We start from the raw sequence: 24681 nt of genomic DNA, 5'->3' as shown, positions 1-24681 counted from the left end.
GGGCCACCGCACCGCCCCCGGGCCACCGCCGAACCGGCCGTCACCTGGCCGGTAATCGACGACAGGTCCGAAAAACCGGATGAGAAATGACGGGTCCCCGGCCTACCCTCACCGCGATGGCCGAGAACCAAGCCCCCGACACCGTCCCCGGCACCACCACCGCCGGCCCCGACTCCGCCGCCGTACCCGGCACCGCGCCACCCGCGCCCCGCCGGTCGACGGCGCGTTCGCTGCTGCGCCTGTGGCCGTACGTCCGCCCGGTCCGCGTGCGCCTGGCCGTCTCGGTGACGGCCGCACTGCTCGCCGCACTCAGCACCCTGCTCGTACCGACCGTCCTCGGCCGGATCGTCGACGGCCCGATCGCCGAGCACGACCTCGACGGCCTCTGGCCCCTGGCGGCCCTGCTCTTCCTGCTGGGCCTCGTCGAGGCCGCCCTCTTCTACACCCGCCGGGTGGTGCTGGCCAGACCGCTGGCCGGTGTCGAGACGGCGATGCGCGGCGACCTCTTCGCCAAGCTGCAGCGCCTGCCGGTCTCCTTCCACGACCGCTGGGGCTCCGGCCAGCTGCTCTCCCGCGCGACCGCCGACATGTACGTCATGCGGCTGTTCCTGGCCTTCCCGCTGGTCTTCCTCATCGTCAACACGGTGACCTTCCTGGCCGGGACGGCGCTGATGTTCACCCAGGACTGGCGGCTGGCGCTGATCGTGCTCGGGCCGACCGTCCCGCTGTTCGTGCTCACCCGCCGCTTCGAGTCCGGCTACTCCGGCGCCGCCCGGCTGGCCCAGGACCAGAACGGCGACCTCGCGACCGTCGTGGAGGAGTCGGTCCTCGGCATCCGGATCCTCAAGGCCTTCGGCCGCCACCGCTCGATGGCGGAACGGTTCCGCGGGCACGCCCGCGACCTGCGCCGCACCGAACTGCGGAAGGCGGGCCTGCTCGCCAACCTCTGGGCGGTCATCATCGGCCTGCCCGAGCTGGCCCTCGGCTGCGCCCTCGCGGTCGGCGCCTACCTGGTCGCGCACGACGAGCTGAGCGCCGGCACCCTGGTCGCCTTCCTCTCCACGGCGCTCGCGCTGCGCTGGCCGGTCGAGTCGCTCGGCTGGCTGATCGCCTACGCGAACGAGGCGGCCACCGCCACCGACCGCTTCTTCGAGGTGATGGACGAGCCCGACGCCGAGACCGCCGAATCGGCCGACCCGAGCACCGCCACCACCTCCATCACCCCCACCGCAACCACCACCACCGCCACCACCGAGCCGACGGCACCCATCACGCCGGCGGCCGCGGGCACCTCGCCCGACGGCATCCGGCTCACCGGCGTCCGCTTCCGCTACCCGGACGCCCCGGCCGACACCCCCGACCTGCTCCGCGGCATCGACCTGCACATCCGCAGCGGCGAGACGATGGCCCTGGTCGGTGCCACCGGCAGCGGCAAGACCACCCTCACCGCCCTGCTCCCCCGCCTCTACGACGCGACCGGCGGCAGCATCACCCTCGACGGCCGCGACGTCCGCGACCTGGACCGCGCCAGGCTGCGCGAGCTGGTCGCGATCGCCTTCGAGGAGCCCACCCTGTTCTCCGCCACCGTCCGGGAGAACGTGCTGATGGGCGCCCCGGGCGCGGACGACGACCGGCTGCACTCCGCCCTCGCCACCGCCCAGGCCGGCTTCGTCGAGAAGCTGCCCGGGGGCGTCGCCACCGAGGTCGGCGAGCAGGGCCTGAGCCTCTCCGGCGGCCAGCGCCAGCGGCTCGCCCTGGCCCGCGCGGTCGTCGGCGACCCGGCGTTCCTGGTCCTCGACGACCCGCTCTCCGCGCTGGACGTGCACACCGAGGCACTGGTCGAACGGGCGCTGCGCCAGGTCCTCGCCTCCACCACCGCCCTGGTGGTCGCCCACCGCCCCAGCACCGTGCTGCTCGCCGACCGGGTCGCCGTCCTCGCCGACGGCCGGATCGAGGCGGTCGGCACCCACCAGGAGCTGTTGCGCAGCTCGGCGCGGTACCGCGCACTGATGTCGGGCGAGGCCGCCCTCGTCCCCGAGGGGAGCACCGCCCGATGACCACCACCGCCGAACCCACCAGGACGAAGGACCGGGAGAAACCGTCCGGCCCGGCCGAGGAGGAGCTGCCGCCCCCGCCGGGCGACGAGGAGGACATACCCGTCCCGCCCGGCGCGCCCCGGACCCTGCTGCGCTCGCTGCTCGGCCCGCACCGGGGCCGGATCGGCGTCGCCATGGCGGTGATCCTGCTCCAGCAGGCGGCCCTGCAGGCCGGTCCGCTGCTGGTCGCCTTCGCGATGGACCGCGGCATCCCGGCGCTGCGCGGGAACGACGCCGGCCCGCTGATCGCGGTGGTCGTGGCCTACCTCGGCTGCGCGGTGCTCGGCACGCTGCTCCAGTGGGCGTTCATCAGGATCAGCGCCCGGGTCAACCAGGACATCCTGCTGGACCTGCGCGGCAGGATCTTCCGGCACGCCCAGCGGCTCAGCCTGGACTTCCACGAGCGGTATACCTCGGGCCGGATCATCTCGCGCGCCACCAGCGACGTGGACGCGCTGCGCGAACTGCTCTCCGAGGGCCTCCAGGAGCTGCTGACGGTCTTCCTGTCGGTCTGTTCGATCTCGGTCATCCTGCTGGTGCTGGACTGGCGGCTGGGTCTGGCCTCGCTGGCCGCGTTCCTGCCGCTCTGGCTGATCGCCCGGTCGTTCCGGCGCCGCTCGCGCCTGGTCTACCGGCGCTCGCGCACCTCGGCGGCCTCGCTGATCGTCCGCTTCACCGAGACCATGAACGGGATCCGCCCGGTGAAGGCGTTCCGCCGCGAGCGGGCCAACGACGCCGCGTTCGGCGTGGTGAACCGCCAGTCGGCCGCCGCCACCGCGGACGGCCTGCTGGAGATCGCCCGGTACGTCGGCCTCTCCCGCTCGACCGCCAACGTGTGGACCACCGCGGTGCTGCTGTTCGGCGCTTACCTGGTCACCGACGGCACCCTCGAACTGGGCGTGCTGACCGCCTTCGTGCTCTACCTGCGACGTCTGTTCGACCCGATCGACCAGCTGGCGATGTTCCTGAACAGCTACCAGTCGGCGGCCGCCGCCCTGGAGAAGATCGCCGGCCTGCTCGCCCACGAGCCGACCGTCGCGGAGCCCGCCGCGCCAGGACGGCTGCCCGCCGCCACCGCCGAGGGCCGCGAGGTGCGCTTCGAACGGGCGCGCTTCGCGTACCGCACCGGCAAGGAGGTGCTGCCGCCGTTCGACCTGGTGCTGCCGGCCGGACGGACCGTCGCCGTGGTCGGCGCGACCGGGGCCGGCAAGTCGACGGTGGCCAAGCTGCTGGCCCGCTTCTACGACCCGACCGACGGCCGGATCACCCTGGACGGCGTGGACCTGCGCGACCTCCCGCTCCGGGAGCTGCGGCGCGGGGTGGTGATGGTGACCCAGGAGTCCTTCCTGTTCTCCGGCACCGTCGCCGAGAACATCGCGATCGGCCGGCCGGGCGCCACCCGGGCCGAGGTCGAGGAGGCCGCCCGGGCGATCGGCGCGCACGCCTTCATCGCCGAGCTCCCGGACGGCTACGACACCGACGTGCGCAAGCGCGGCGGGCGGATCTCGGCCGGTCAGCGCCAGCTGGTCGCCTTCGCCCGGGCGCTGCTCGCCGACCCGGCGGTGCTGATCCTGGACGAGGCCACCAGTTCGCTGGACGTGCCGGGCGAGCAGGCGGTGCAGCGGGCGATGCGAACGGTCCTGGCCGGCCGGACGGCCGTGATCATCGCCCACCGCCTCTCCACCGTGGAGATCGCGGACCGGGTGCTGGTGATGGACCAGGGCCGGATCGTCGAGGACGGCACGCCGCGCGAGCTGATCGACGGCGCGGGCCGCTTCGCCTCGCTGCACCGGGCCTGGCGGGACAGTCTGGTCTGAGCCCGCCGCCCCGCCGCGGCGGGCACCCCCTCCCCCGGACGCCCCGGAGCATCCACCGGGAGCCCCGTAAGAGACCCAAGGCCCTTTCGTCCATTACCGAAAGGGCCTAAGGTCGTTCCGGGACGGACCACACCGGCCCACCCGAGACAAGGGGGACGACCATGGTCGACCGTCAGCACTGGGAGCAGTGGCAGCGCAGCTGGGACCGCCAGCAGCAGTGGTACCTGCCCGACCGCGAGGAGCGGTTCCGGGTGATGATCGACCTGGTCGAGGCCGTCGCCGGCCCCGCCCCGCGGGTCCTCGACCTCGCCTGCGGCACCGGCAGCATCACCGAGCGCCTGTTCGCCCGGCTCCCCGGCGCGACCAGCGTCGGCGTGGACCAGGACCCGGCGCTCATGACCATCGCCCGCGGCGTGCTCGGCGAGGACGAGCGGTTCACCCTGGTGACCGCCGACCTCAAGGACCCGCAGTGGGCCCGCGCCCTCCCGGCCGGCCCGTTCGACGCGGTGGTGACCGCGACCGCGCTGCACTGGCTGCCCGGCGCCGACCTGATCCGGCTCTTCGGCGACCTGGCCGGACTGGTCCGCCCCGGCGGGGTCTTCCTCAACGCCGACCACATGCCCGAGCCGACGGTCCCGCTGCTCAACGCCGCCGAACGCGCCCTGCGGCACGGACGGCAGGAGCAGGAGAAGGCCGGGGGCGTCCTCGACTGGGAGGCCTGGTGGGCCGCCGCCGCGGCCGACCCGCTGCTCGCCGACCAGGTCGCCGCCCGCCACGCGATCTACGGCTCGCACGCCGACGGCGAGTCCCACCCGGTCGGCTGGCACACCGAGCAGCTGGTGGCGGCCGGTTTCGCCGAGGCCGGGGTGGCCTGGCGCTCGGTCGCCGACGCCCTGGTGGCCGCCGTCCGGTAGCGGCCGGTGCACGTGCCCGCACCTGCCCGCCGGCCCGCGGACCGGCGGGCGGGCCCGCGCGCGACGGAGGGGGTGCCGGCCGGACCGGCACCCCCTCCCCCGTGTCGTCACCCGCTCAGCGCAGCAGGCCGGCGTCCATCCCCGCCGCCTCCGGCGGCAGCGCCACCAGACCCGGTTCGGCGGGCGAGGCCAGCCGGGGGTGGGCGGGCAGGACCCGGACGGTGTAGCCGAAGGGGCCGGTGCGGCAGAGCTCCAGGGAACCCTCGTACCTGGTCCGCCCGTCGAGGTCGGGGCCGCCGACCGGCTTCAGGGCGAGCAGGCAGGCGTCCGAGATCCGGTCCGACTCGTCGACCCGGCCGGAGACCGCCTGCACCTCGACGTCGGCCGGCGCCAGCGTCCCGAGCGTCACCTGCACCCGCAGGGCCAGCGCACTGCCCAGCTCCTGCGCCTCGTCCGGGCAGTCCGCCTCGACGTGCTCCACCCGGACGGCGGGCCACGCCTCCCGCACCTTCGCCTTCCAGGCCGCCAGCTCGTGCGCGGGCCGGTAGCCGCCCGCCCCGGCCAGCTCGCGCTGGGCCAGCGCGGCCGGGGTGTAGAGCCGTTCGACGTACTCCCGCACCATCCGACCGGCCAGCACCTTGGGCCCCAGGGTGACCAGGGTGTGCCGGACCATCGCGATCCACCGGTGCGGCAGGCCGTCCGAACCCCGGTCGTAGAACCGGGTGGCGACCTGCTGCTCGATCAGGTCGTACAGCGCGGCGGCCTCGATGTCGTCGCGCCGCTCGGCCTCCCGGCTGTCCGGGTCGAGCACGCCGTCCCCGGTGTCCGCGGTGGGGATCGCCCAGCCGTTCTGGCCGTCGAACCACTCGTCCCACCAGCCGTCGAGCACCGACAGGTTGAGGCAGCCGTTGAGCGCGGCCTTCATCCCGGAGGTGCCGCAGGCCTCCAGCGGGCGGAGCGGGTTGTTCAGCCAGACGTCGCAGCCCGGGTAGAGGTGCTGGGCCATCGCCATGTCGTAGTCCGGCAGGAAGACGATCCGGTGCCGGACCGCCGGGTCGTCGGCGAAGGCGACCATCTGCTGGATCAGCCGCTTGCCGCCGTCGTCGGCCGGATGGGCCTTTCCGGCGACCACGATCTGCACCGGCCGGGTCGGGTGCAGCAGCAGGGCGCGCAGCCGCTCCGGGTCACGGAGCATCAGCGTGAGCCGCTTGTACGAGGGCACCCGGCGGGCGAAACCGATGGTGAGCACGTCCGGGTCCAGCACCGAGGAGACCCAGCCCAGCTCGGCCTCGCCGGCCCCGCGCTGGCGCCAGGAGGCGCGCAGCCGGTGGCGGACCTCCTCGACCAGCTGGGCGCGCAGCACCCGGCGCAGGTCCCAGATCCCGGTGTTGCCGATCCGCTCCAGCCCGGTCCAGCGCCGGGTCTCGCCGGTGGTCAGCGCCTCCTCGGCGCGCTCGGCGCCGATCTCGGCCGCGCCGAGCCGCACGACGGCCGGGTCGATCCAGGTGGCGGCGTGCACGCCGTTGGTGACGGAGGTGATCGGCACGTCGGCGGTGTCGAAGCCCGGCCAGAGGCCGTTGAACATCGAGCGGCTGACCTCGCCGTGCAGGGTGGAGACGCCGTTGGCACGCTGGGCGAGCCGCAGGCCCATGGCGGCCATGTTGAACAGCTTGGGGTCGCCGTCGTGCCAGGTCTCGGCGCCGAGCGCGAGCACCTGGTCGACCGGGACCCCGGGGAGCGCGGTGTCGCCGCTGAAGTGCCGGGCGACCAGGTCCCGGTCGAACCGGTCGATGCCGGCCGGGACGGGCGTGTGGGTGGTGAACAGGGTGCCGGCCCGGACCGCCTCCAGGGCGGCGGCGAAGTCGAGGCCGGCCTCCGCGACCAGTTCGCGGATCCGCTCGACGCCGAGGAAACCGGCGTGGCCCTCGTTGGTGTGGAAGACCTCGGGGGCGGCGTGGCCGGTGAGCCGCTGGTAGGCGCGCACCGCCCGGACGCCGCCGATGCCGAGCAGCATCTCCTGCAGCAGCCGGTGCTCGCTGCCGCCGCCGTAGAGCCGGTCGGTGACGTCCCGCTCGGCCGGCGAGTTGGCCTCGATGCCGGAGTCCAGCAGCAGCAGCGGGACGCGCCCGACCTGGGCCCGCCAGACGTGCGCGGCGAGGGTGCGGCCGCCGGGGAGGGCCAGGTCGATCCGGGTGGGGGTGCCGTCGGGCTCGCGGAGCAGGGTGACGGCCAGCTCGTCCGGGTCGAGCAGCGGGTAGCGCTCCTGCTGCCAGCCGTCCCGGTCGAGGGACTGCCGGAAGTAGCCGTGCCGGTAGAACAGCCCGACGCCGATCACCGGCACGCCGAGGTCGCTGGCGGCCTTGAGGTGGTCGCCGGCCAGGATCCCGAGGCCCCCGGAGTACTGGGGCAGCGCGGCGGCGATGCCGTACTCGGGCGAGAAGTAGGCGATCGCGGCGGGCAGCGGGGCGGCGGCCTGCTGCCCGGCGCTCTGGTACCAGCGCGGTCCGGCCAGGTACTCCCGCAGGTCGTCGGCGAGGTCGCCGAGCCGGCGCAGGAAGCGGCGGTCGACGGCGAGCGCGGCGAGCCGGGCGGCCGGGACCTCCCCGAGCAGCCGCACCGGGTCCTCGCCCGTCGCGGCCCACACGTCCGGGTCCACGGACCTGAAGAGGTCCCGGGTCTCGGCGTGCCAGGACCAGCGCAGGTTGAGGGCCAGCTCGTGCAACGGCTGGAGTTGTTCGGGCAGGACGGTGCGGACGGTGAATCTGCGGATTGCCTTCACGGCGTGAAGCGTAGCCTCGGGCAGTGGCCCGATGGTGCGTCACTTGGGCTATTCGGCATCCGTTCGGCCTATTGATGAGATCGCATTCGGCGCATTGGTCCGCACAGGGGGCGCGCGAGGCGCACTTTCCGGGGCACCGCGCCACCAATATGTGAACGCCGCGGAACAGATCCATATCCGCCGGCGGGCCCGCACCCGATCGTCGCTGAAACTCCTCGCGTACCGCTGCGGAATCGGGTGCACCGGTGCGAGGATGAAGCACGGTCGTTGATGCTGCGGGGTGTGCGGAGACGGGTGGCGTTCCCCCGCGAAGCAGCACGTCCGAATCCTTTTCGCGTTGACCGTTCCTCAACCCCGTTGGTCCATTCGGCGCGCCTCACGGACCGTCGCGTGTCCTCGTCCTCGGCCTGCTCGTTCACGGGTGGGTTGGGTCGTCCGGGGGCGCGCCCCGAGAGTCGTGCGCCGGAACGCGCGCGGGCTCCCGGGCCCTGCGCCACGGGCTCGGCGGGAGCGGGGCAGGTTGCCCGGAACGGCGGCGCGGGCAGGCTTCGGGTCGCACGTCCTCCCCACCCAGCAGTCCTCCCGGTACTCCCCTGGCCCACGCCGGCCCGCGGGAGCTGCCGCCGATCTCGGGCAGGAGTTTGGCATGCACGGCGACACGCGGGACCAGTCCACACCGGTGGCCGACACCCTCGACGCAGGGGTCGCGGAATACGCCGGACGGATGGATTCCGACACCCGGACAGACGCGGCGATGCCGGGGCCACGGGGCGCCGGGGTTATCCGTACGGAGCGACCCGACGAACCGGCCCGGCAACCCGGGGCCGGGTCCGGCGGGTCCGCCCCGGCGGCGAGCCGGGCGGAGTCCCCGCGCGAGCGCACCACCACGCGCCGCGGCGCGAGCGCCCCCGAACCGCCCGCCGCCCCGGCCGGGACCACCGCCCCGCGCCGGACCCCCGCCACCCGGGCGGCCGCGGCGAGCACCCGCGCGAAGCCCGCCGCCGGCCGCCGCACCCCGACCACCGGCAGCAGCAGCACCGGCAGCAGCACCGCCGGCCGCGGCAGCACCGGCCGCAAGTCCGCCGCCCGCACGACGACAGAGAGCGACACCGTGATCGGCCGCATCCCCGTCCTGGACGTCACCCCCCTCGTGGACGCCGGCCGCCGCCCGGCCAAGGCCGTGGTCGGCGAGTCCTTCCGGGTCTGCGCGACCGTGTTCCGCGAGGGCCACGACGCGGTCAACGCCAACGTCGTGCTGCGCGACCCGCGCGGGCGCAGCGGCCCCTGGACGCCGATGCGCGAGCTGGCCGAGGGCACCGACCGCTGGGGCGGGTACGTCACGCCCACCGCCCCCGGGCGCTGGTCGTACCTGGTGGAGGCCTGGTCGGACCCGGTGGCCACCTGGCGCAGGACCGCCTCGGTGAAGCTGCCGGCCGGCATCGACACCGCGCTCGTCCTGGAGGAGGGCGCGCAGCTGCTGGAGCGCGCCGCGGCCGGGGTACCGAAGAAGGACGGCCGGGCGGTGGTGCTGGCGGCCGTGGACGCGCTGCGCGACCCGGGCCTGCCGCCGCTGTCCCGGCTGGCCGCCGCGCTCGCCCCGGAGGTGCAGGAGCTGCTGGGCCGCTTCCCGCTGCGCGAACTGGTGAGCGTCTCCCGGCCGGCACCGCTGCAGGTGGACCGGGAGCGGGCGCTGTTCGGCTCCTGGTACGAGTTCTTCCCCCGTTCGGAGGGGGCGGTGGTCGACCCGTCCGGGGTGGAGGCGCCGCGCTCGGGCACCCTGCGCACCGCCGCCGAGCGGCTGCCGGCGGTCGCCGCGATGGGCTTCGACGTGGTCTACCTGCCGCCGGTCCACCCGATCGGACGAGCCTTCCGCAAGGGCCCGGACAACACCCTGACGGCGGGTCCGCACGACGTCGGATCGCCCTGGGCGATCGGCTCGCCGGAGGGGGGCCACGACGCCGTCCACCCCGATCTCGGCACGATCGAGGACTTCGACCACTTCGTGGCCGAGGCCACCGCGCTGGGCCTGGAGGTGGCACTGGACTTCGCGCTTCAGTGTTCCCCGGACCACCCGTGGGTGAACAAGCACCCGGAATGGTTCAGCCACCGTGCGGACGGCAGCATCGCGTACGCCGAGAATCCCCCGAAGAAATACCAGGATATTTATCCGATCAACTTCGACCAGGACATGGACGGAATCGTCAAGGAGACGATCCGGGTGCTCCGGTTCTGGATGGCGCACGGCGTACGGATCTTCCGGGTCGACAACCCGCACACCAAGCCCGTGGTCTTCTGGGAGCGGGTGCTCGCCGACATCGCCCGCACCGATCCGGACGTCCTGTTCCTCGCCGAGGCCTTCACCCGGCCCGCGATGATGCACACCCTGGGGAAGATCGGCTTCCACCAGTCGTACACGTACTTCACCTGGCGCAACGGCAAGGCCGAACTCGTCGAGTACCTCACCGAGCTGACCGGCGAGGCCGCCGCCCACATGCGGCCCAACTTCTTCGCCAACACCCCGGACATCCTGCACGCCTACCTCCAGGACGGCGGCCCGGCGGCGTTCGCGGTCCGCGCCGTGCTGGCGGCCACCCTCTCCCCCAGCTACGGCGTGTACGCCGGCTACGAACTCTACGAGAACGAGCCGGCCCACCCCGGCTCCGAGGAGTACCTCCACTCGGAGAAGTACGAGCTGCGCCCCCGGGACTGGAGCCGCACCGACACCCTGGCCCCGCTGCTCACCGTCCTGAACCGGCTGCGCCGCCGTCACCCTGCGCTCCAGCAGCTGCGTTCGCTGCGCTTCCACCCCACCGACAACGACCAGGTGCTCGCCTACTCCAAGACCGCCCTGACACCCGACGGCCTCACCGACCACCTGATCACCGTGGTCAACCTGGATCCCCACCACGCCCAGGAGGCCACCGTCACCCTCGACGGGGACGGGCCGTACGCGGTCCACGACGAGCTCACCGGCGCCGCCTACACCTGGGGCCGGCACAACTACGTCCGGCTCGACCCCTCAGCCGAGCCGGCTCACCTCCTCACGGTTCGGAGGAACCCGGCGTGACAGTGAACGAGCCCGTCCCCGACACCTTCCCCGAGACCTCGAAGAAGAACCTGGACCCGGAGTGGTTCAAGCGTGCGGTCTTCTACGAGGTGCTGGTGCGGTCCTTCCAGGACAGCAACGGCGACGGGGTCGGGGACCTCAGGGGGCTCACGTCCAAACTCGACTACCTGCAGTGGCTCGGGGTCGACTGCCTCTGGCTGCCGCCGTTCTTCGCCTCCCCGCTGCGCGACGGCGGGTACGACGTGTCCGACTACAAGTCGGTGCTGCCGGAGTTCGGCGACCTCGCCGACTTCATGGAGTTCGTCGACGCCGCGCACCTGCGCGGCATGCGGGTGATCATCGACTTCGTGATGAACCACACCAGCGACCAGCACCCGTGGTTCCAGGCCTCCCGGGAGGACCCGGACGGCCCGTACGGCGACTTCTACATGTGGGCCGACGACGACAAGCAGTACCCCGACGCCCGGATCATCTTCGTCGACACCGAGACCTCCAACTGGACGTACGACCCGGTGCGCAAGCAGTACTTCTGGCACCGGTTCTTCTCCCACCAGCCGGACCTCAACTACGACAACCCCCGGGTCCAGGACGAGATGATCGCCGGCCTGCGGTTCTGGCTCGACCTCGGCATCGACGGGTTCCGGCTGGACGCCGTGCCCTACCTGTTCGCCCGCGAGGGCACCAACTGCGAGAACCTGCCGGAGACCCACGAGTTCCTCCAGCGGGTCCGCAAGGAGATCGACGCGGACTACCCGGACACCGTGCTGCTCGCCGAGGCCAACCAGTGGCCGGAGGACGTCGTCGACTACTTCGGCGACTTCGCCTCCGGCGGCGACGAGTGCCACATGGCGTTCCACTTCCCGGTGATGCCGCGGATCTTCATGGCGGTCCGCCGGGAGTCCCGCTACCCCGTCTCGGAGATCCTCGCCAAGACCCCCGGCATCCCGTTCGGCTGCCAGTGGGGCATCTTCCTGCGCAACCACGACGAGCTGACCCTGGAGATGGTCACCGACGAGGAGCGCGACTACATGTACGCGGAGTACGCCAAGGACCCGCGGATGCGCGCCAACGTGGGCATCCGCCGCCGGCTCGCCCCGCTGCTGGAGAACGACCGCAACCAGATCGAGCTCTTCACCGCCCTGCTGCTCTCGCTGCCCGGCTCCCCGGTGCTCTACTACGGCGACGAGATCGGCATGGGCGACAACATCTGGCTGGGCGACCGGGACGGCGTCCGGACCCCGATGCAGTGGACGCCGGACCGCAACGCGGGTTTCTCCTCGGCCGACCCGGGCAGGCTCAGTCTGCCGCCCATCATGGATCCGGTGTACGGCTACCAGGTGACCAACGTCGAGGCGCAGCAGAGCAGTTCGAGTTCGCTGCTGCACTGGACGCGTCGCATGATCGAGATCCGCAAGCTCAATCCGGCGTTCGGCCTCGGCACCTACACCGAGCTGCCCTCCAGCAACCCCGCGGTGCTGGCCTTCGTGCGCGAGCACGAGGGGGACCTGGTCATGTGCGTGAACAACTTCTCGCGGTTCGCGCAGCCGACCGAACTGGACCTGCGGCAGTACGGCGGACGGTATCCGGTCGAGCTGATCGGCGGGGTCCGCTTCCCCTCGATCGGCGAGTGGCCGTACCTGCTCACCCTCGCCGGCCACGGCTTCTACTGGTTCCAGCTCCGCCGCCCCCTCCGGCTCAGCGGAACCAGGCGATCGAAGTAACGATCCGGCACCCCGCCGCAGGCCCACCGAAGCCTCCGGGGGCGCGAGTTCGCCTCCCGCGCCCCCGGTCGTCTCTGCACCACCGCGTACGGAGAACAGCCCAACGGCCACCCACACGAAGGCGTGACACCCGGGCGCCTCGCTCGCGTGCCGCCGCCGCCGCGCCGCCGCAATCCGGAAGACTGACGGACCCGGCCAGACCCGTCGGGCGGACCGCCCAGCTCTTCCGGGGAAAGGGAGTCATGTCCGAAACCTCCCGTTCGCAAGCCCCCCTGCACCGTGACGCCACAGCCGGCCCTGCCAAGCCGGCCGTCCCGCGGGGAACCGGGGTCCGGAGGACCGCCCTGGGGCTCGGCGAACTCGTCCAGGCGGCCCTGCCGCTGATCGCCGAGTGGCTCCCCACCCAGCGCTGGTACGCCGGGAAGGGACGGCCGATCACCGGCCTCACCCCCCTGGTCGGCACGCCCCTCCAGGTCGGCGACCCCGCCCTGCTGCACCTGCTGCTCCGGGTCGAGCACGCCGCCACGGCCGGCGCGCCGAACGGCGACCTCTACCAGCTGCTGCTCGGCATCCGCTCCCAGGGGCCGGCGGGCATCGAGCCGTCCGCCGTCCTCGGCCGGCTCACCCAGGGCCCGTACGACGGCGCGGCGCTCTACGACGCGGTGCACGACCCGGAGCTCACCGGGCGGCTGCTGGAGCACCTGGCCACCGGGGACCGGTTCGGCTCGCTCTCCTTCCGCCGCACCCCCGGCTCCGGGCTCCCCACCAACCTGCCGGGGCGCGCCTCCACCGCCGAGCAGTCCAACAGCTCGGTCATCTACGGCACCTCGTACATCCTGAAGCTGTTCCGCCGCGTCCACCCCGGCACCAACCCCGACCTCGAACTCTCGCTGGCGCTCTCCCGGGCCGGCTCGACCCGCATCCCCCGGGTCGCCGCCTGGTTCGAGAGCCGGCTGGAACGCGCCGAGCCGGCCACCCTCGGGCTGCTGCAGCGCTACCTCCCGGAGGCCGAGGACGGCTGGGAGCTCGCCCTCGACCAGGTCGGCCGGCTGAAGGGCGACCCGTCCCCGGGCAACTTCGCGATCGAGGCGCACCGGCTCGGCCGGGCCACCGCCGAGGTGCACCGGGTGCTCGCCCGCTCGATGCCGGTCGCCCGGCTGGACCGCGCGCAGACCCGGCAGCTGGCCACCGCGATGGCCGACCGGCTGGACAGCGCGGTCGCGGCCGTCCCCGGGCTGATGCGCTACCGCGGCGCGCTGCGCTCGGCCTTCCGGCAGATGGCCGACGCCCACCCGGACGGTCTCGCGGTCCAGCGGATCCACGGCGACCTGCACCTGGGCCAGGCGATGCGCACCCCGCACGGCTGGGTGCTGCTGGACTTCGAGGGCGAGCCGGCCAGATCGGTCGCCGAGCGGCGCGAGCCGCAGACCGCACTGCGCGACGTGGCCGCGATGCTCCGCTCCTTCGACTACGCCGCCGCCCACCTGCTGGCCGGCGGGCCGCCCGACCCGGAGCTGGCCCACCTCGCCGCCGCCTGGGCGCAGCGCAACCGGACCGCGTTCTGCGCCGGCTACACCGCGGGCGGCGGCACCGACCCGGCCGCCTCGCCGGAGCTGATGCGCGCGCTGGAGATCGACAAGGCGGTCTACGAGGTGGTGTACGAGGCGCGGCACCGGCCGAGCTGGCTGCCCATCCCGCTGGCCGCGATCAACCGGCTGGCGCTCACCGTCTGACCGGCCGCGCCTCCCCGCGCCGGCCCCGCCCGCCGGGCCGTCCCCGCTTCCCGATCCCGCCGGCCCCGCCGGCCTCCGCCGTCCCGTTCCAGAGAGGTCCTCGCCGTGACGCCGCTCGACCCGCCAGGCCGCACCACCCGCACCGTGCCGGCCACCTTCCTGGCCGGCCCGGACGCCCCGCAGCGCGAGCCCGCGACCGTCCGGCAGGCCGGGCCGGCCGGCACCGGAACCGCCGGCGGCCCCGGACCCGCCGGCGCCGAGACGGCCACGGACCCGGCGGGCGGCGCGGCCGACGACCCGGCCGGTCCCGGGTCCGGCCCCGCGGCCCCGGCGGCCACCGCGGGCCCCGCCGCCCCGGGCCCCGCCGGCGCCTCGGCGCTGCGGCTGCCCGAGGCGCCGCTGCCGCCCGGCGAGGTGGACCGGCTGGTCCGCGGCCAGCACCACGACCCGCACGCCCTGCTCGGCGCCCACCCCGTGCACGGCGGCACCGCGATCCGGGTGCTCCGCCCGTTCGCCGAGCGGGTGCTGGTGGAGACCGGGCAGGGGCCGGTCGAGCTCACCCACCAGCAGGGCGGTCTGTTCACCGGTCTGCTGGCCGCCCCGGAGGCCCCCGACTACCGGCTGCTGGTCAACTACCCCGGTGGCGAACCGATCCGCCAGCACGACGGCTACCGCATCCCGCCCACCCTGGGCGAGCTGGACCTGCACCTCATCTCCGAGGGCCGCCACGAGCAGCTCTGGCGGGCCCTCGGCTCGCACGTGCGCACCGTGGACGGGGTGTCCGGCACCGCCTTCGCGGTCTGGGCGCCGAACGCCGTCGGCGTCCGTCTGATCGGCGACTTCAACCACTGGGACGGCACCGGCCACCCGATGCGCTCGCTGGGCTCCTCCGGCGTCTGGGAGCTGTTCGTCCCGGACCTGGCCGAGGGCACCCGGTACAAGTACGAGATCCACACCCGGCACGGCCGGGTCCAGGACAAGGCCGACCCGCTGGCCCGCGCCGCGCAGGTACCGCCCGGCACCGCCTCGGTCGTCACCAGCTCCTCCTACCGCTGGGAGGACGGCGAGTGGATGGCCCGCCGGGCCCGGACCGCGCACCACCGGGCCCCGATGTCGGTCTACGAGCTGCACCTGGCGTCCTGGCGCCCCGACCTCACCTCCTACCGCGCCATCGCCGCCGAGCTCCCGCGCTACCTGACGGAGCTGAACTTCACCCACGTGGAGTTCATGCCGGTGATGGAGCACCCGTTCGGCGGCTCCTGGGGCTACCAGGTGTCCGGCTACTACGCCCCCACCTCCCGGCTCGGCGGCCCGGACGACTTCCGCTTCCTGGTCGACGCCCTGCACCGGCACGGCATCGGCGTGATCGTCGACTGGGTGCCCGCACACTTCCCCAAGGACGACTTCGCACTGGCCCGGTTCGACGGCGAGCCGCTGTACGAGCCGGCCGACCCGCAGCGCGCCGAGCACCCGGACTGGGGCACCCTGGAGTTCGACTACGGCCGCACCGAGGTGCGCAACTTCCTGGTGGCCAACGCCGTCTACTGGTGCGAGGAGTTCCACGTCGACGGCCTGCGGGTGGACGCCGTCGCCTCCATGCTCTACCTCGACTACTCCCGGGACAGCGGCGCCTGGACCCCCAACCGGTTCGGCGGGCGGGAGAACCTCGACGCGGCCGCCTTCCTCCAGGAGATGAACGCCACCGTCTACCGGCGCTGCCCCGGCGTGATCACGGTCGCCGAGGAGTCCACCGCCTGGGACGGCGTCACCCGGCCCACCGACCGGGGCGGGCTCGGCTTCGGCCTCAAGTGGAACATGGGCTGGATGCACGACTCGCTGGTCTACATGGGCAAGGAGCCGGTGCACCGCAAGTACCACCACAACGAGATCACCTTCTCGATGGTGTACGCCTACTCGGAGAACTACATCCTGCCGATCTCGCACGACGAGGTGGTGCACGGCAAGCAGGCGCTGGTCTCCAAGATGCCCGGCGACTGGTGGCAGCAGCGCGCCAACCACCGCGCCTACCTCGGCTTCATGTGGGCCCACCCCGGCAAGCAACTGCTGTTCATGGGACAGGAGTTCGCCCAGGGCTCGGAGTGGGACCACGAGCAGGGCCCGCAGTGGTGGGTGCTCGACGAGCAGTGGCCGGCCCGGGAGGAGCACCTCGGCGTGCGCCGGCTCGTCGGCGACCTCAACCGGCACTACCTCGCGACCCCGGCGCTCTGGGAGCAGGACACCGTCCCGGCGGGCTTCCGCTGGCTCGACGGCGGCGCCGCCGAGGACAACCTGCTCTCCTTCGTCCGGTACGCCGCCGACGGCACCCCGCTGGTCGCCGTCTGCAACTTCTCCCCGGTGGTCAGGCACGGTCACCGGGTCGGCCTGCCCGAACTGCCCGGCCGGGACCAGCTGTGGGAGGAGGTCCTCAACACCGACGCCCTGGTCTACGGCGGCGGCGGAATCGCCAACTCCCGCCCGGTGAAGGCCGAACCGGTCGGCTGGAACGACCAGCCGCGGAGCACCGAAGTCGTACTCCCGCCACTCGCGACCCTCTGGCTCCGCCCGGCGTGACGTTCTAGGCTCCCCGCCTGAGACGTCGACAGCGGGCGGGGGGCCTTCTGTGGGTTTGGTGCTGGGCTGGTGCTACGTGCTGCTGCCGCTGGCCTGTTGGGCCGCGCTGGCCCGCACCAGAGCGGGCGGGGCGGCCGTCGCCGCCGTCCTGGTGGCCCTGGCCATGGTCCCGATCGGGCTGCAGAGCCAGTGGTTCCACAGCCGGGCCGTCGCCGAGTCCCAGGCCGGCTACCCGCTCGCCGCCGGACTGGTGGTCCTGCTCGGCACCCTGGTCGAACGCCGCCGGCGCGGCCCCCGGCCCAGCCGGGGCTCCGGCCAGCCGGCCGCCGGGGCGACCATCGTGATCGCCGCCCACTCGCTGGTCGGCCTGGTCATCGGCCTGCTCTACCAGCTCGCCGTCCACGAACCCTTCACCCCGGACCTCTCCGAGCTGTCGCTGCCGCCCGGCCTCACCGTCGAGCAGGACAGCGGGCCCGACCTCAACTGCGGGCTGCACGTGTGCCTGCGCGACCTGGTGGTCGGGAGCGCCGAGGGCCTCTCCGGCGCCGAGGTCGCCCGCCGGATCCGCGCCCGGCTGGCCGCCGAGGGCTGGCGGACCGAGCCCGACCGCACCCTGGTCCGCCGGCACGGCTGGTTCCTGGACAAGCGGGTCACCCGGGTGACCGTGACCGAGCGGCCGGCCGGGGCCGTCGTCCGGCTCGCCGGACCCGACCGCTTCTCCTGACCCGCACCGGCCCCGCACCCGCCCCGCACCCGCCCGGGCGGACGGTCCGCCCCGACCCCCGGCCATGACCTTCGGCCCCTTGCCCGCACCGGGCCGTTCTGCTCGCGGCCGGGCGTTCACGGTGCGAAGGTATGGTCGATATGACCACTTCCTGGGACGACGGGACGGAGAGAGCCGCGTGGCGCGCAGCGTGTACGTGACCGGGATCGACCGGGGGGACGGCCGCCAGGCGGTGGAGCTCGGGGTCATGGAGCTGCTCACCCGCCGGGTGGACCGGGTCGGGGTGTTCCGCCCCCTGGTGCACGCCCACGCACCGGGCGAGGCGGGCTCGGACCACGTGGTCGAGCTCCTGCGGGCCCGGTACCGGCTGGACCTGCCGGCCGCCGAGCTGTACGGGCTCACCTACGAGGAGGCCGCCGCGCTGCAGGCCGCCCAGGGGCAGGACGAGCTGGTCTCGGTACTGGTGGACCGGTTCCGGGCGCTGGAACGGCGCTGCCAGGCGGTGCTGGTGCTGGGCACCGACTTCGCCGACACCAACATCCCCGACGAGCTGGCCTTCAACGCCCGGCTCGCCAACGAGTTCGGCGCCGCCGTGCTGCCGGTGGTCGGCGGGCACGGCGAGGACGCCGACGCGGTGATCGCCGAGGTCCGCAACGCCCACCGCGCCTACACCGACCTCGGCTGCGAGACCCTGGCGATGATCGCCAACCGGGTCGCCCCGGCCGCCAAGCAGCCGGTCCAGCGCGCGCTCACCGCGAAGCTGCCGATCCCGGCCTACGTCGTCCCCGAGGAGCCGGCGCTGGCCGCGCCGACCGTCGCCCAGCTGGTCGAGGCGACCGGCGCCGAGGTGCTGATCGGCGACGCGGCCGGCCTGGCCCGGGACGTCCGCGGCTTCGTCTTCGGCGGCGCCATGCTGCCGACCTTCCTGGACGCGCTGACCGAGGGCGCGCTGGTGGTCACCCCCGGGGACCGCGCCGACCTGGTGATCGGCGCGCTGGCCGCGCACTCCGCCGGCGCCCCGCCGATCGCCGGGGTGCTGCTCACCCTCGGCCAGCACCCCGGCCCCAACGTGATGGCGCTGGCCGCCCGGCTCGCCCCCGGCACCCCGGTGGCGGTCGTCCCGGAGGGCAGCTGGCTGACCGCCGCCGCGCTGACCCACCTGGAGGGCAGGCTCTCGGCGGCCAGCCCCCGGAAGGCCGAGATCGCCCTCGGCCTGTTCGAACTGCACGTCGACACCGCCGAGCTGACCAACCGGATCGAGGTCGGCCGGTCCGAGCGGGTGACCCCGATGATGTTCGAGCACGAGCTGCTGGAACGGGCCCGGGGCGCCCGCCGGCACGTGGTGCTGCCGGAGGGCACCGAGGAGCGGGTGCTGCGCGCCGCCGAGATCCTGCTGCGCCGCAACATCTGCGACCTCACGCTGCTCGGCGAGGTGGACGCCGTCCGCCGCAAGGCCGCGGGCCTGAGCATCGACCTGCCGGCCGAGAGCCCGGCCGCCGACCGCGCCCAGGTGCGGATCGTCGATCCGGCCACCAGTCCGCTGCGCCGCCAGTTCGCCGAGCTGTACACGAAGCTGCGGGCGCACAAGGGCATGACCGTCGAGCTGGCGCTGGACGTGGTCACCGACGTGTCCTACTTCGGCACCCTGATGGTCCAGGAGGGCATCGCCGACGGCATGGTCTCCGGCGCGGTGCACTCCACCGCCGCCACCATCCGGCCCGCCTTCGAGGTGATCAAGACCTCGCCGGGCGCGTCCATCGTCTCCAGCGTCTTCTTCATGTGCCTGGCGGACAAGGTGCTGGTGTACGGCGACTGCGCGGTCAACCCGGACCCGGACGCCCAGCAGCTCGCCGACATCGCCATCCAGTCGGCCGCCACCGCCGCCCAGTTCGGCGTCGAGCCGCGGGTCGCGATGCTCTCCTACTCGACCGGCACCTCCGGCTCCGGCGCGGACGTCGACAAGGTCCGCAAGGCCACCGAACTGGTCCGCGAGCTGCGCCCGGACATCCTGGTCGAGGGGCCGATCCAGTACGACGCGGCGGTGGACACCCACGTCGCGGCGACCAAGCTGCCGGGCTCGCCGGTGGCCGGGCGGGCGACCGTGCTGATCTTCCCGGACCTCAACACCGGCAACAACACCTACAAGGCCGTCCAGCGCTCGGCCGGGGCGGTCGCCGTCGGACCGGTGCTCCAGGGGCTGCGCAAGCCGGTCAACGACCTGTCGCGCGGCGCGCTGGTGCAGGACATCGTCAACACGGTGGCGATCACCGCCATCCAGTCGCAGGAGCGCAAGGAGGGGTCCGCATGAGGGCGGGAACCCGGGTTCTGGTGCTGAACGCCGGATCCTCGTCGGTGAAGTACCAGCTGATCGACATGCTGGACGGCGACCGGCTGGCCTCCGGGCTGGTCGAGCGGATCGGCGGGACCGGCGGCCGGCTGGTGCACGCGCCGCGCGGCGGCGGGGAGCGGGAGAGCGTCCAGGCCTTCCCCGACCACGGCGCGGCCCTCAAGGCGGTCTCCGAGGAGCTGGACGCCGACGGGCTCGGGCTGGACTCGCCCGAGCTGGCCGCGATCGGCCACCGGGTGGTGCACGGCGGGCTGCGGTTCACCGAGCCGACCGTGATCACCGACGACGTGCTCAAGGAGATCCGCCGGCTGATCCCGGTGGCACCGCTCCACAATCCGGCCAACATCACCGGCATCGAGGTGGCCCGCGCGCTGCGGCCGGACCTGCCGCAGGTGGCCGTCTTCGACACCGCCTTCCACGCCTCGATGCCCGAGTACGCCGCCCGGTACGCGATCGACCGGGCCGTCGCCGACGAGCACCGGGTCCGCCGCTACGGCTTCCACGGCACCTCGCACCAGTACGTCTCGCGGGCCACCGCGCGGCTGCTGGGCAAGGACCCGGCCGAGGTCAACGTGATCGTGCTGCACCTGGGCAACGGCGCCTCGGCGTCCGCGGTGAGCGGCGGGCGCTGCGTCGACACCTCGATGGGCCTGACCCCGCTGGAGGGCCTGGTCATGGGCACTCGTTCGGGTGACATCGACGCGGGCGTGGTGTTCCACCTGCACCGGGTCGGCGGGCTCTCGGTCGACGAGATCGACGACCTGCTCAACCGCCGCAGCGGACTGCTGGGACTCTGCGGCGACAACGACATGCGCGAGATCATGCGCCGCGCCGAGGAGGGCGACGCGGACGCGCGGCTGGCCTTCGACGCCTACGTCCACCGGGTGCGCAAGTACATCGGCGGGTACTACGCGGTGCTCGGCCGGGTCGACGCGATCGCCTTCACCGCCGGCGTCGGCGAGAACGCGGCGCCGGTTCGGGCGGCGGTCACGGCCGGGCTGGAGGAGCTGGGCATCGCCGTCGACCCGGAGCTCAACTCGGTACGCTCGCGCGAGCCGAGGATCATCTCCCCCGCGCTGCTCCCGTCGGGGGGCAGCGCCCGGGTGACGGTCGCCGTCGTGCCGACCGACGAGGAGCTGGAGATCGCCCGGCAGGCCTTCGCACTGGTGCACCGGACGTCCGAAAACTGACCCCCCGTCGTCTCGATCCGCGGACTCCTTCGTCGGCGATTCCTCTCCATTCGGGCCTAATGCACCCATAACACGAACGGATAGACTGATCGATATGCGCCGAGCGAAAATTGTCTGCACCCTGGGTCCCGCGACGGACTCCTACGAACAGCTGAAGGCCATCGTCGAAGCGGGCATGAACGTCGCCCGCCTGAACATGAGCCACGGTACCCACGCGGACCACGAGGAGCGGTACCGCAAGGTCCGCCAGGTCTCCGAGGACACCGGCCGGACCATCGGCGTCCTGGCCGACCTCCAGGGCCCCAAGATCCGTCTGGCGACCTTCGCCAACGGCCCGGTGACCGTCGACAACGGCGACGAGTTCACCATCACCACCGAGGACGTCCCCGGTGACCAGCACATCTGCGGGACCACCTACAAGGGCCTGCCCGGCGACGTGAAGCCCGGCGACCCGGTCCTGATCAACGACGGCGTCATCGCCCTGGAGGTCGTCAGCGTCGACGGCCCGCGGGTGAGGACCGTAGTCGTCGAGGGCGGCGTGCTCTCGAACAACAAGGGCATCAACCTGCCCGGCGCGGCCGTCAACGTGCCCGCGCTGTCCGAGAAGGACAAGGACGACCTCCGCTTCGCCCTGCGCCTGGGCGTCGACATGGTCGCCCTCTCCTTCGTCCGCAACGCCGCGGACATCAAGGACGTCCACGAGGTCATGGACGAGGTCGGCATCCGGGTGCCGGTCATCGCCAAGATCGAGAAGCCGCAGGCCGTCGAGGCGATGGAGGAGATCGTCCTCGCCTTCGACGCGATCATGGTGGCCCGCGGCGACCTGGCCGTCGAGTACCCGCTGGAGCGGGTGCCGCTGGTGCAGAAGCAGCTGATCACCCTGGCCCGCCGGAACGCCAAGCCGGTCATCGTCGCCACCCAGATGATGGAGTCGATGATCCACGCCTCGCGCCCGACCCGCGCCGAGGTCTCCGACGTCGCCAACGCCATCCTGGACGGCACCGACGCGGTCATGCTGTCCGCCGAGTCCAGCGTCGGCAAGTACCCGGTCGAGACCGTCCGCACCATGAGCCGGATCTGCGAGAAGGCCGAGGAGGAGCTGGTCTCCCAGGGCCTGCAGCCGCTCAACCCGGGCCGCAAGCCGCGCACCCAGGGCGGCTCGATCGCCCGCGCCGCGTGCGAGCTGGGCGACTTCCTCAACGGCAAGGCGCTGGTCGCGTTCACCAAGTCCGGTGACACCGCCCGCCGGCTCTCCCGCTACCGCTCGCCGATCCCGGTGATCGCGTTCACGCCGGACCACGCCACCCGCAACCAGCTCTCGCTGAGCTGGGGCGTCGAGGCCCACGTGACCGAGCAGGTGGAGACCACCGACGAGATGGTCGCCCAGGTCGACCGCGAGCTGCTGCGCATCGGCGAGCTGGGCGAGGGCGACACCGTCATCGTCACCGCCGGCTCGCCGCCCGGCGTCCCCGGCAACACCAACATGGTCCAGGTGCACCACCTGGGCACCCGCAACGCGTAGGCGGCGCGGCACCCGCCCGCGGGGCGGTCCCTCCCGGTGGAGGGGCCGCCCCGCGGGCGTTCGCGTCCCCGGGGGTCAGGCGTTCCCCGGGTAGGGCTGCTCGTCGTTGAAGAGCTTCATGCCGGGGATCTTCAGGGTGCCGCCGAACTGGCCCGACTGGATCGCCGTCACCCCGGTCAGCTCGATCCACAGCGGCACCTGGAGCCGGCCGATCAGGTCGTAGAGCCACTGCGGCAGCGGACCGTCGGGGGTGAGGGTGAGCTCGCCCAGGTCGATCGGGACCGGCAGGCCGAGCACCTTGGAGAGGTGGCCGGAGAGCCGCTCGACGTACATGATCACCGGCCCCTGGCGCATCGTGGAGACCGAGCCGGGGGCGCCCTTGACGTGGAACGTCCGGCCGTTGCCCTGCAGCGTCGTCATGTGCAGGTTCTCGATGTCGACGCTCTCCACCTCGAACTTCAGCACCCGCTTGGTGCCGGTGGGGGTCCGGACGTCGACCACGCCGAGCAGCACGGCGTGGTTCAGCGCCAGCCGGCTGGTCCGCAGGGTCCAGTTCTGGTCCGGGACGAGGACCGGGTTGTCGGCCGGGCCGCCGTTCGGGGCCAGGGCCTTGGTGTCGACCAGGCAGTTCGGGTCCTTGGACGGGGTCGCCCGGGTGGACGGTGCGGTGGAGGCGCCGCCCGTGGGGGCGGGCTTCGCGGCCGCCGACCCGGTGCCGGACGGCTTCGGGTCGGCCGGCTTCGTCACCGGCGGTCTCGTCGCCGGCGGTTGCGTGGCCGACGGTTGCGTGGCCGAGGGGGCGGAGGACGGGCCGGACGGGTCCGGGGCCGTCGGGGCGGCCGTTCCCGGGGCGTGGGCGGTGGGCGCGGAGCCGGACGGCGCGGGCGCGCCGGTGGCGGGCGCGGCCGGGGCCCCGGTGGTGGGCGCCGGGGCCGCCGGGGAGGGGGCGGGCGCCCCGGTCGGCGCTGCGGCGGACGGGCTCGCGGCGGCGGGGCCCGCCGGGCGGAACAGGTCGGTGATGCCGCCGAGGAGGTCGTCGGCGAGGCCCGCCGGGACGACGCCGCCGGGGGCCGCCGGGGAGGGGGCCTTCGTCGTGGTCGTGGCCGTCGGTACGGTCGCGGCCGGAGCGGTGGTCGCGGCCGGTGCGGTCGTCGCGGCCGGGCTCCCGGTGGCCGGAGCCCCGGGATCCGGGGTGTCCGTCGGCGCCGGGCCCCCGGGGAGCGGGACCGACGGCCCGGGGAGCGGCGGCGGCAGTTCGCTCCGGGGCACCGGCGTCTCGGCGGCCCCGCGCTGCTGCGGCACGGCGTCCGGCGCGGTGACGCACGGCTTGCCCGCCGTGGACTCGGCGATCGCCGGGTTCGGCGTGTAGGCGGCGGCCATCAGCAGCGCGGTCGGCACGGCGGCCATCGCCAGCGCCCGGCCGCGCAGCCGGACCCCCACCGGCGTCCGGGGAGCCGCGTGCCGGGGGGCGCGCCGCGCCGACGGCTCCTCGCGCGGGTCGCTCACCGGACCTCCCGGGGCTCTTCGGACTGCTGTGCCGGCAGGGCCGCGCCGTCGGGGGCCCGGGCCGGGTCGACCGCCGGCTCACCGGCGGCGGCCACGGCCGGCAGCCGCTCGGTGGCCGGGTCGGTGGCCGGCCCGGGCTCGGCGGGCGACTCGACGGACCGCTCGGAGGACTCCGGGACGGCCGGCGCCGCGCCCTCCGCCCCGCCCGCCTCCGGCTCGGGCAGGTGGGCCCAGGACATCATCAGTCCGCCGCCGACCAGCCCCGGCAGCAGTGCCAGGCCGAAGCCGCCCAGGTTGGAGACCGGGATCGAGACCAGGGTGAGCAGCGTGGTGGCCACCCCCGCGAAGATCCGCACGGCGGGCTGGAACCAGGCGGTGAGCCCGAGGATGATCAGCAGCACACCGATGATCAGCGAGCCGGCGCCCGCCGTGGTCGACATGGCGATGGTGACACCGCCCAGCGACAGGTGGGCGTAGGGGAAGTACAGGATGGGGAGGCCGGCGATCATGGCCAGCAGGCCGCCCCAGAAGGGCCTGGTGCGGCGGAATTCGCGGAGGCTCCGCCGGAGCCACCCGACCGGGTTCCGGTGTTCGGGCCGTGCGTCGGCCGTTGCGCTGGACATGGTGCAGCTCCTCGATGTCTCTACGAGGGGAAGACAGTGGCGTCGGGCCGGGGGCGGCGGCTGTCCGCCGC

The 24681-nt window shown here is 73.8% G+C and carries 14 protein-coding genes; 11 read left to right on the top strand and 3 right to left on the bottom strand.

The annotated features are described in order from the left end of the window. Positions 1 to 116 precede the first annotated feature (116 nt). From ACFCX4_RS08495 to ACFCX4_RS08485, 3 genes are all read left to right on the top strand, one after another. The gene (locus tag ACFCX4_RS08495; RefSeq protein ID WP_376139868.1) at positions 117 to 2057 is read left to right on the top strand and encodes an ABC transporter ATP-binding protein; all 1941 of its coding nucleotides are present in this window, start codon (positions 117 to 119) and stop codon (positions 2055 to 2057) included. Further along, on the top strand, positions 2054 to 3913 hold the full coding sequence (locus ACFCX4_RS08490) for an ABC transporter ATP-binding protein (protein WP_376139867.1): 1860 nt from the start codon (positions 2054 to 2056) through the stop codon (positions 3911 to 3913). Before ACFCX4_RS08495 ends, ACFCX4_RS08490 begins: the two co-directional genes overlap by 4 nt. 161 nt (positions 3914 to 4074) lie before the next feature. Next, entirely contained in the window at positions 4075 to 4827 is a 753-nt protein-coding gene (locus ACFCX4_RS08485; protein WP_376139866.1) for a class I SAM-dependent methyltransferase, read from the top strand. 115 nt (positions 4828 to 4942) lie between these two features. Here the strand turns inward: ACFCX4_RS08485 and glgP are convergent, their stop codons facing one another. Continuing rightward, positions 4943 to 7606 (bottom strand): alpha-glucan family phosphorylase, encoded by a 2664-nt coding sequence (glgP, locus tag ACFCX4_RS08480; protein WP_376139865.1) that lies wholly within the window; start codon positions 7604 to 7606, stop codon positions 4943 to 4945. Between the two features lie 1111 nt (positions 7607 to 8717). On the opposite strand from glgP, the gene ACFCX4_RS08475 reads away from it, so the two are divergent. The 8 genes from ACFCX4_RS08475 to pyk all read left to right on the top strand — a co-directional run bounded on the left by ACFCX4_RS08475 (position 8718) and on the right by pyk (position 22481). Further along, complete coding sequence (locus tag ACFCX4_RS08475) at positions 8718 to 10673, top strand: alpha-1,4-glucan--maltose-1-phosphate maltosyltransferase (protein ID WP_376139883.1); 1956 nt, start codon at positions 8718 to 8720, stop codon at positions 10671 to 10673. Continuing rightward, positions 10670 to 12394 (top strand): maltose alpha-D-glucosyltransferase, encoded by a 1725-nt coding sequence (treS, locus tag ACFCX4_RS08470; RefSeq protein ID WP_376139864.1) that lies wholly within the window; start codon positions 10670 to 10672, stop codon positions 12392 to 12394. Before ACFCX4_RS08475 ends, treS begins: the two co-directional genes overlap by 4 nt. 242 nt (positions 12395 to 12636) lie before the next feature. Beyond that, positions 12637 to 14127, top strand: coding sequence for a phosphotransferase (locus ACFCX4_RS08465; protein ID WP_376139863.1), 1491 nt, complete (start codon positions 12637 to 12639; stop codon positions 14125 to 14127). 105 nt (positions 14128 to 14232) lie between these two features. Then, positions 14233 to 16698: a 1,4-alpha-glucan branching enzyme gene (gene glgB, locus ACFCX4_RS08460; protein WP_376139862.1), complete on the top strand. Its 2466-nt coding sequence runs from the start codon at positions 14233 to 14235 to the stop codon at positions 16696 to 16698. A 58-nt stretch (positions 16699 to 16756) separates the two neighbouring features. Then, positions 16757 to 17422, top strand: coding sequence for a hypothetical protein (locus ACFCX4_RS08455; protein WP_376139861.1), 666 nt, complete (start codon positions 16757 to 16759; stop codon positions 17420 to 17422). A 178-nt stretch (positions 17423 to 17600) separates the two neighbouring features. After that, positions 17601 to 19730 (top strand): phosphate acetyltransferase, encoded by a 2130-nt coding sequence (gene pta, locus ACFCX4_RS08450; RefSeq protein WP_376139860.1) that lies wholly within the window; start codon positions 17601 to 17603, stop codon positions 19728 to 19730. Then, the gene (locus ACFCX4_RS08445; protein WP_376139859.1) at positions 19727 to 20959 is read left to right on the top strand and encodes an acetate/propionate family kinase; all 1233 of its coding nucleotides are present in this window, start codon (positions 19727 to 19729) and stop codon (positions 20957 to 20959) included. Before pta ends, ACFCX4_RS08445 begins: the two co-directional genes overlap by 4 nt. Positions 20960 to 21053: 94 nt before the next feature. Next, on the top strand, positions 21054 to 22481 hold the full coding sequence (pyk, locus tag ACFCX4_RS08440) for a pyruvate kinase (protein WP_376139858.1): 1428 nt from the start codon (positions 21054 to 21056) through the stop codon (positions 22479 to 22481). Positions 22482 to 22556: 75 nt separating this feature from the next. Here the strand turns inward: pyk and ACFCX4_RS08435 are convergent, their stop codons facing one another. Both ACFCX4_RS08435 and ACFCX4_RS08430 read right to left on the bottom strand, forming a co-directional pair. Further along, entirely contained in the window at positions 22557 to 23987 is a 1431-nt protein-coding gene (locus tag ACFCX4_RS08435; RefSeq protein WP_376139857.1) for a hypothetical protein, read from the bottom strand. Further along, positions 23984 to 24610: a DUF6114 domain-containing protein gene (locus ACFCX4_RS08430; RefSeq protein ID WP_376139856.1), complete on the bottom strand. Its 627-nt coding sequence runs from the start codon at positions 24608 to 24610 to the stop codon at positions 23984 to 23986. Before ACFCX4_RS08430 ends, ACFCX4_RS08435 begins: the two co-directional genes overlap by 4 nt. Positions 24611 to 24681: the final 71 nt, after the last annotated feature.

This window comes from Kitasatospora sp. NPDC056327 (assembly GCF_042261735.1).
In the GTDB taxonomy this organism is placed as follows: Bacteria; Actinomycetota; Actinomycetes; order Streptomycetales; family Streptomycetaceae; genus Kitasatospora.
Note: the sequence above shows the minus strand (reverse complement) of the source record. Positions and strands in the feature narration are given on the sequence as shown.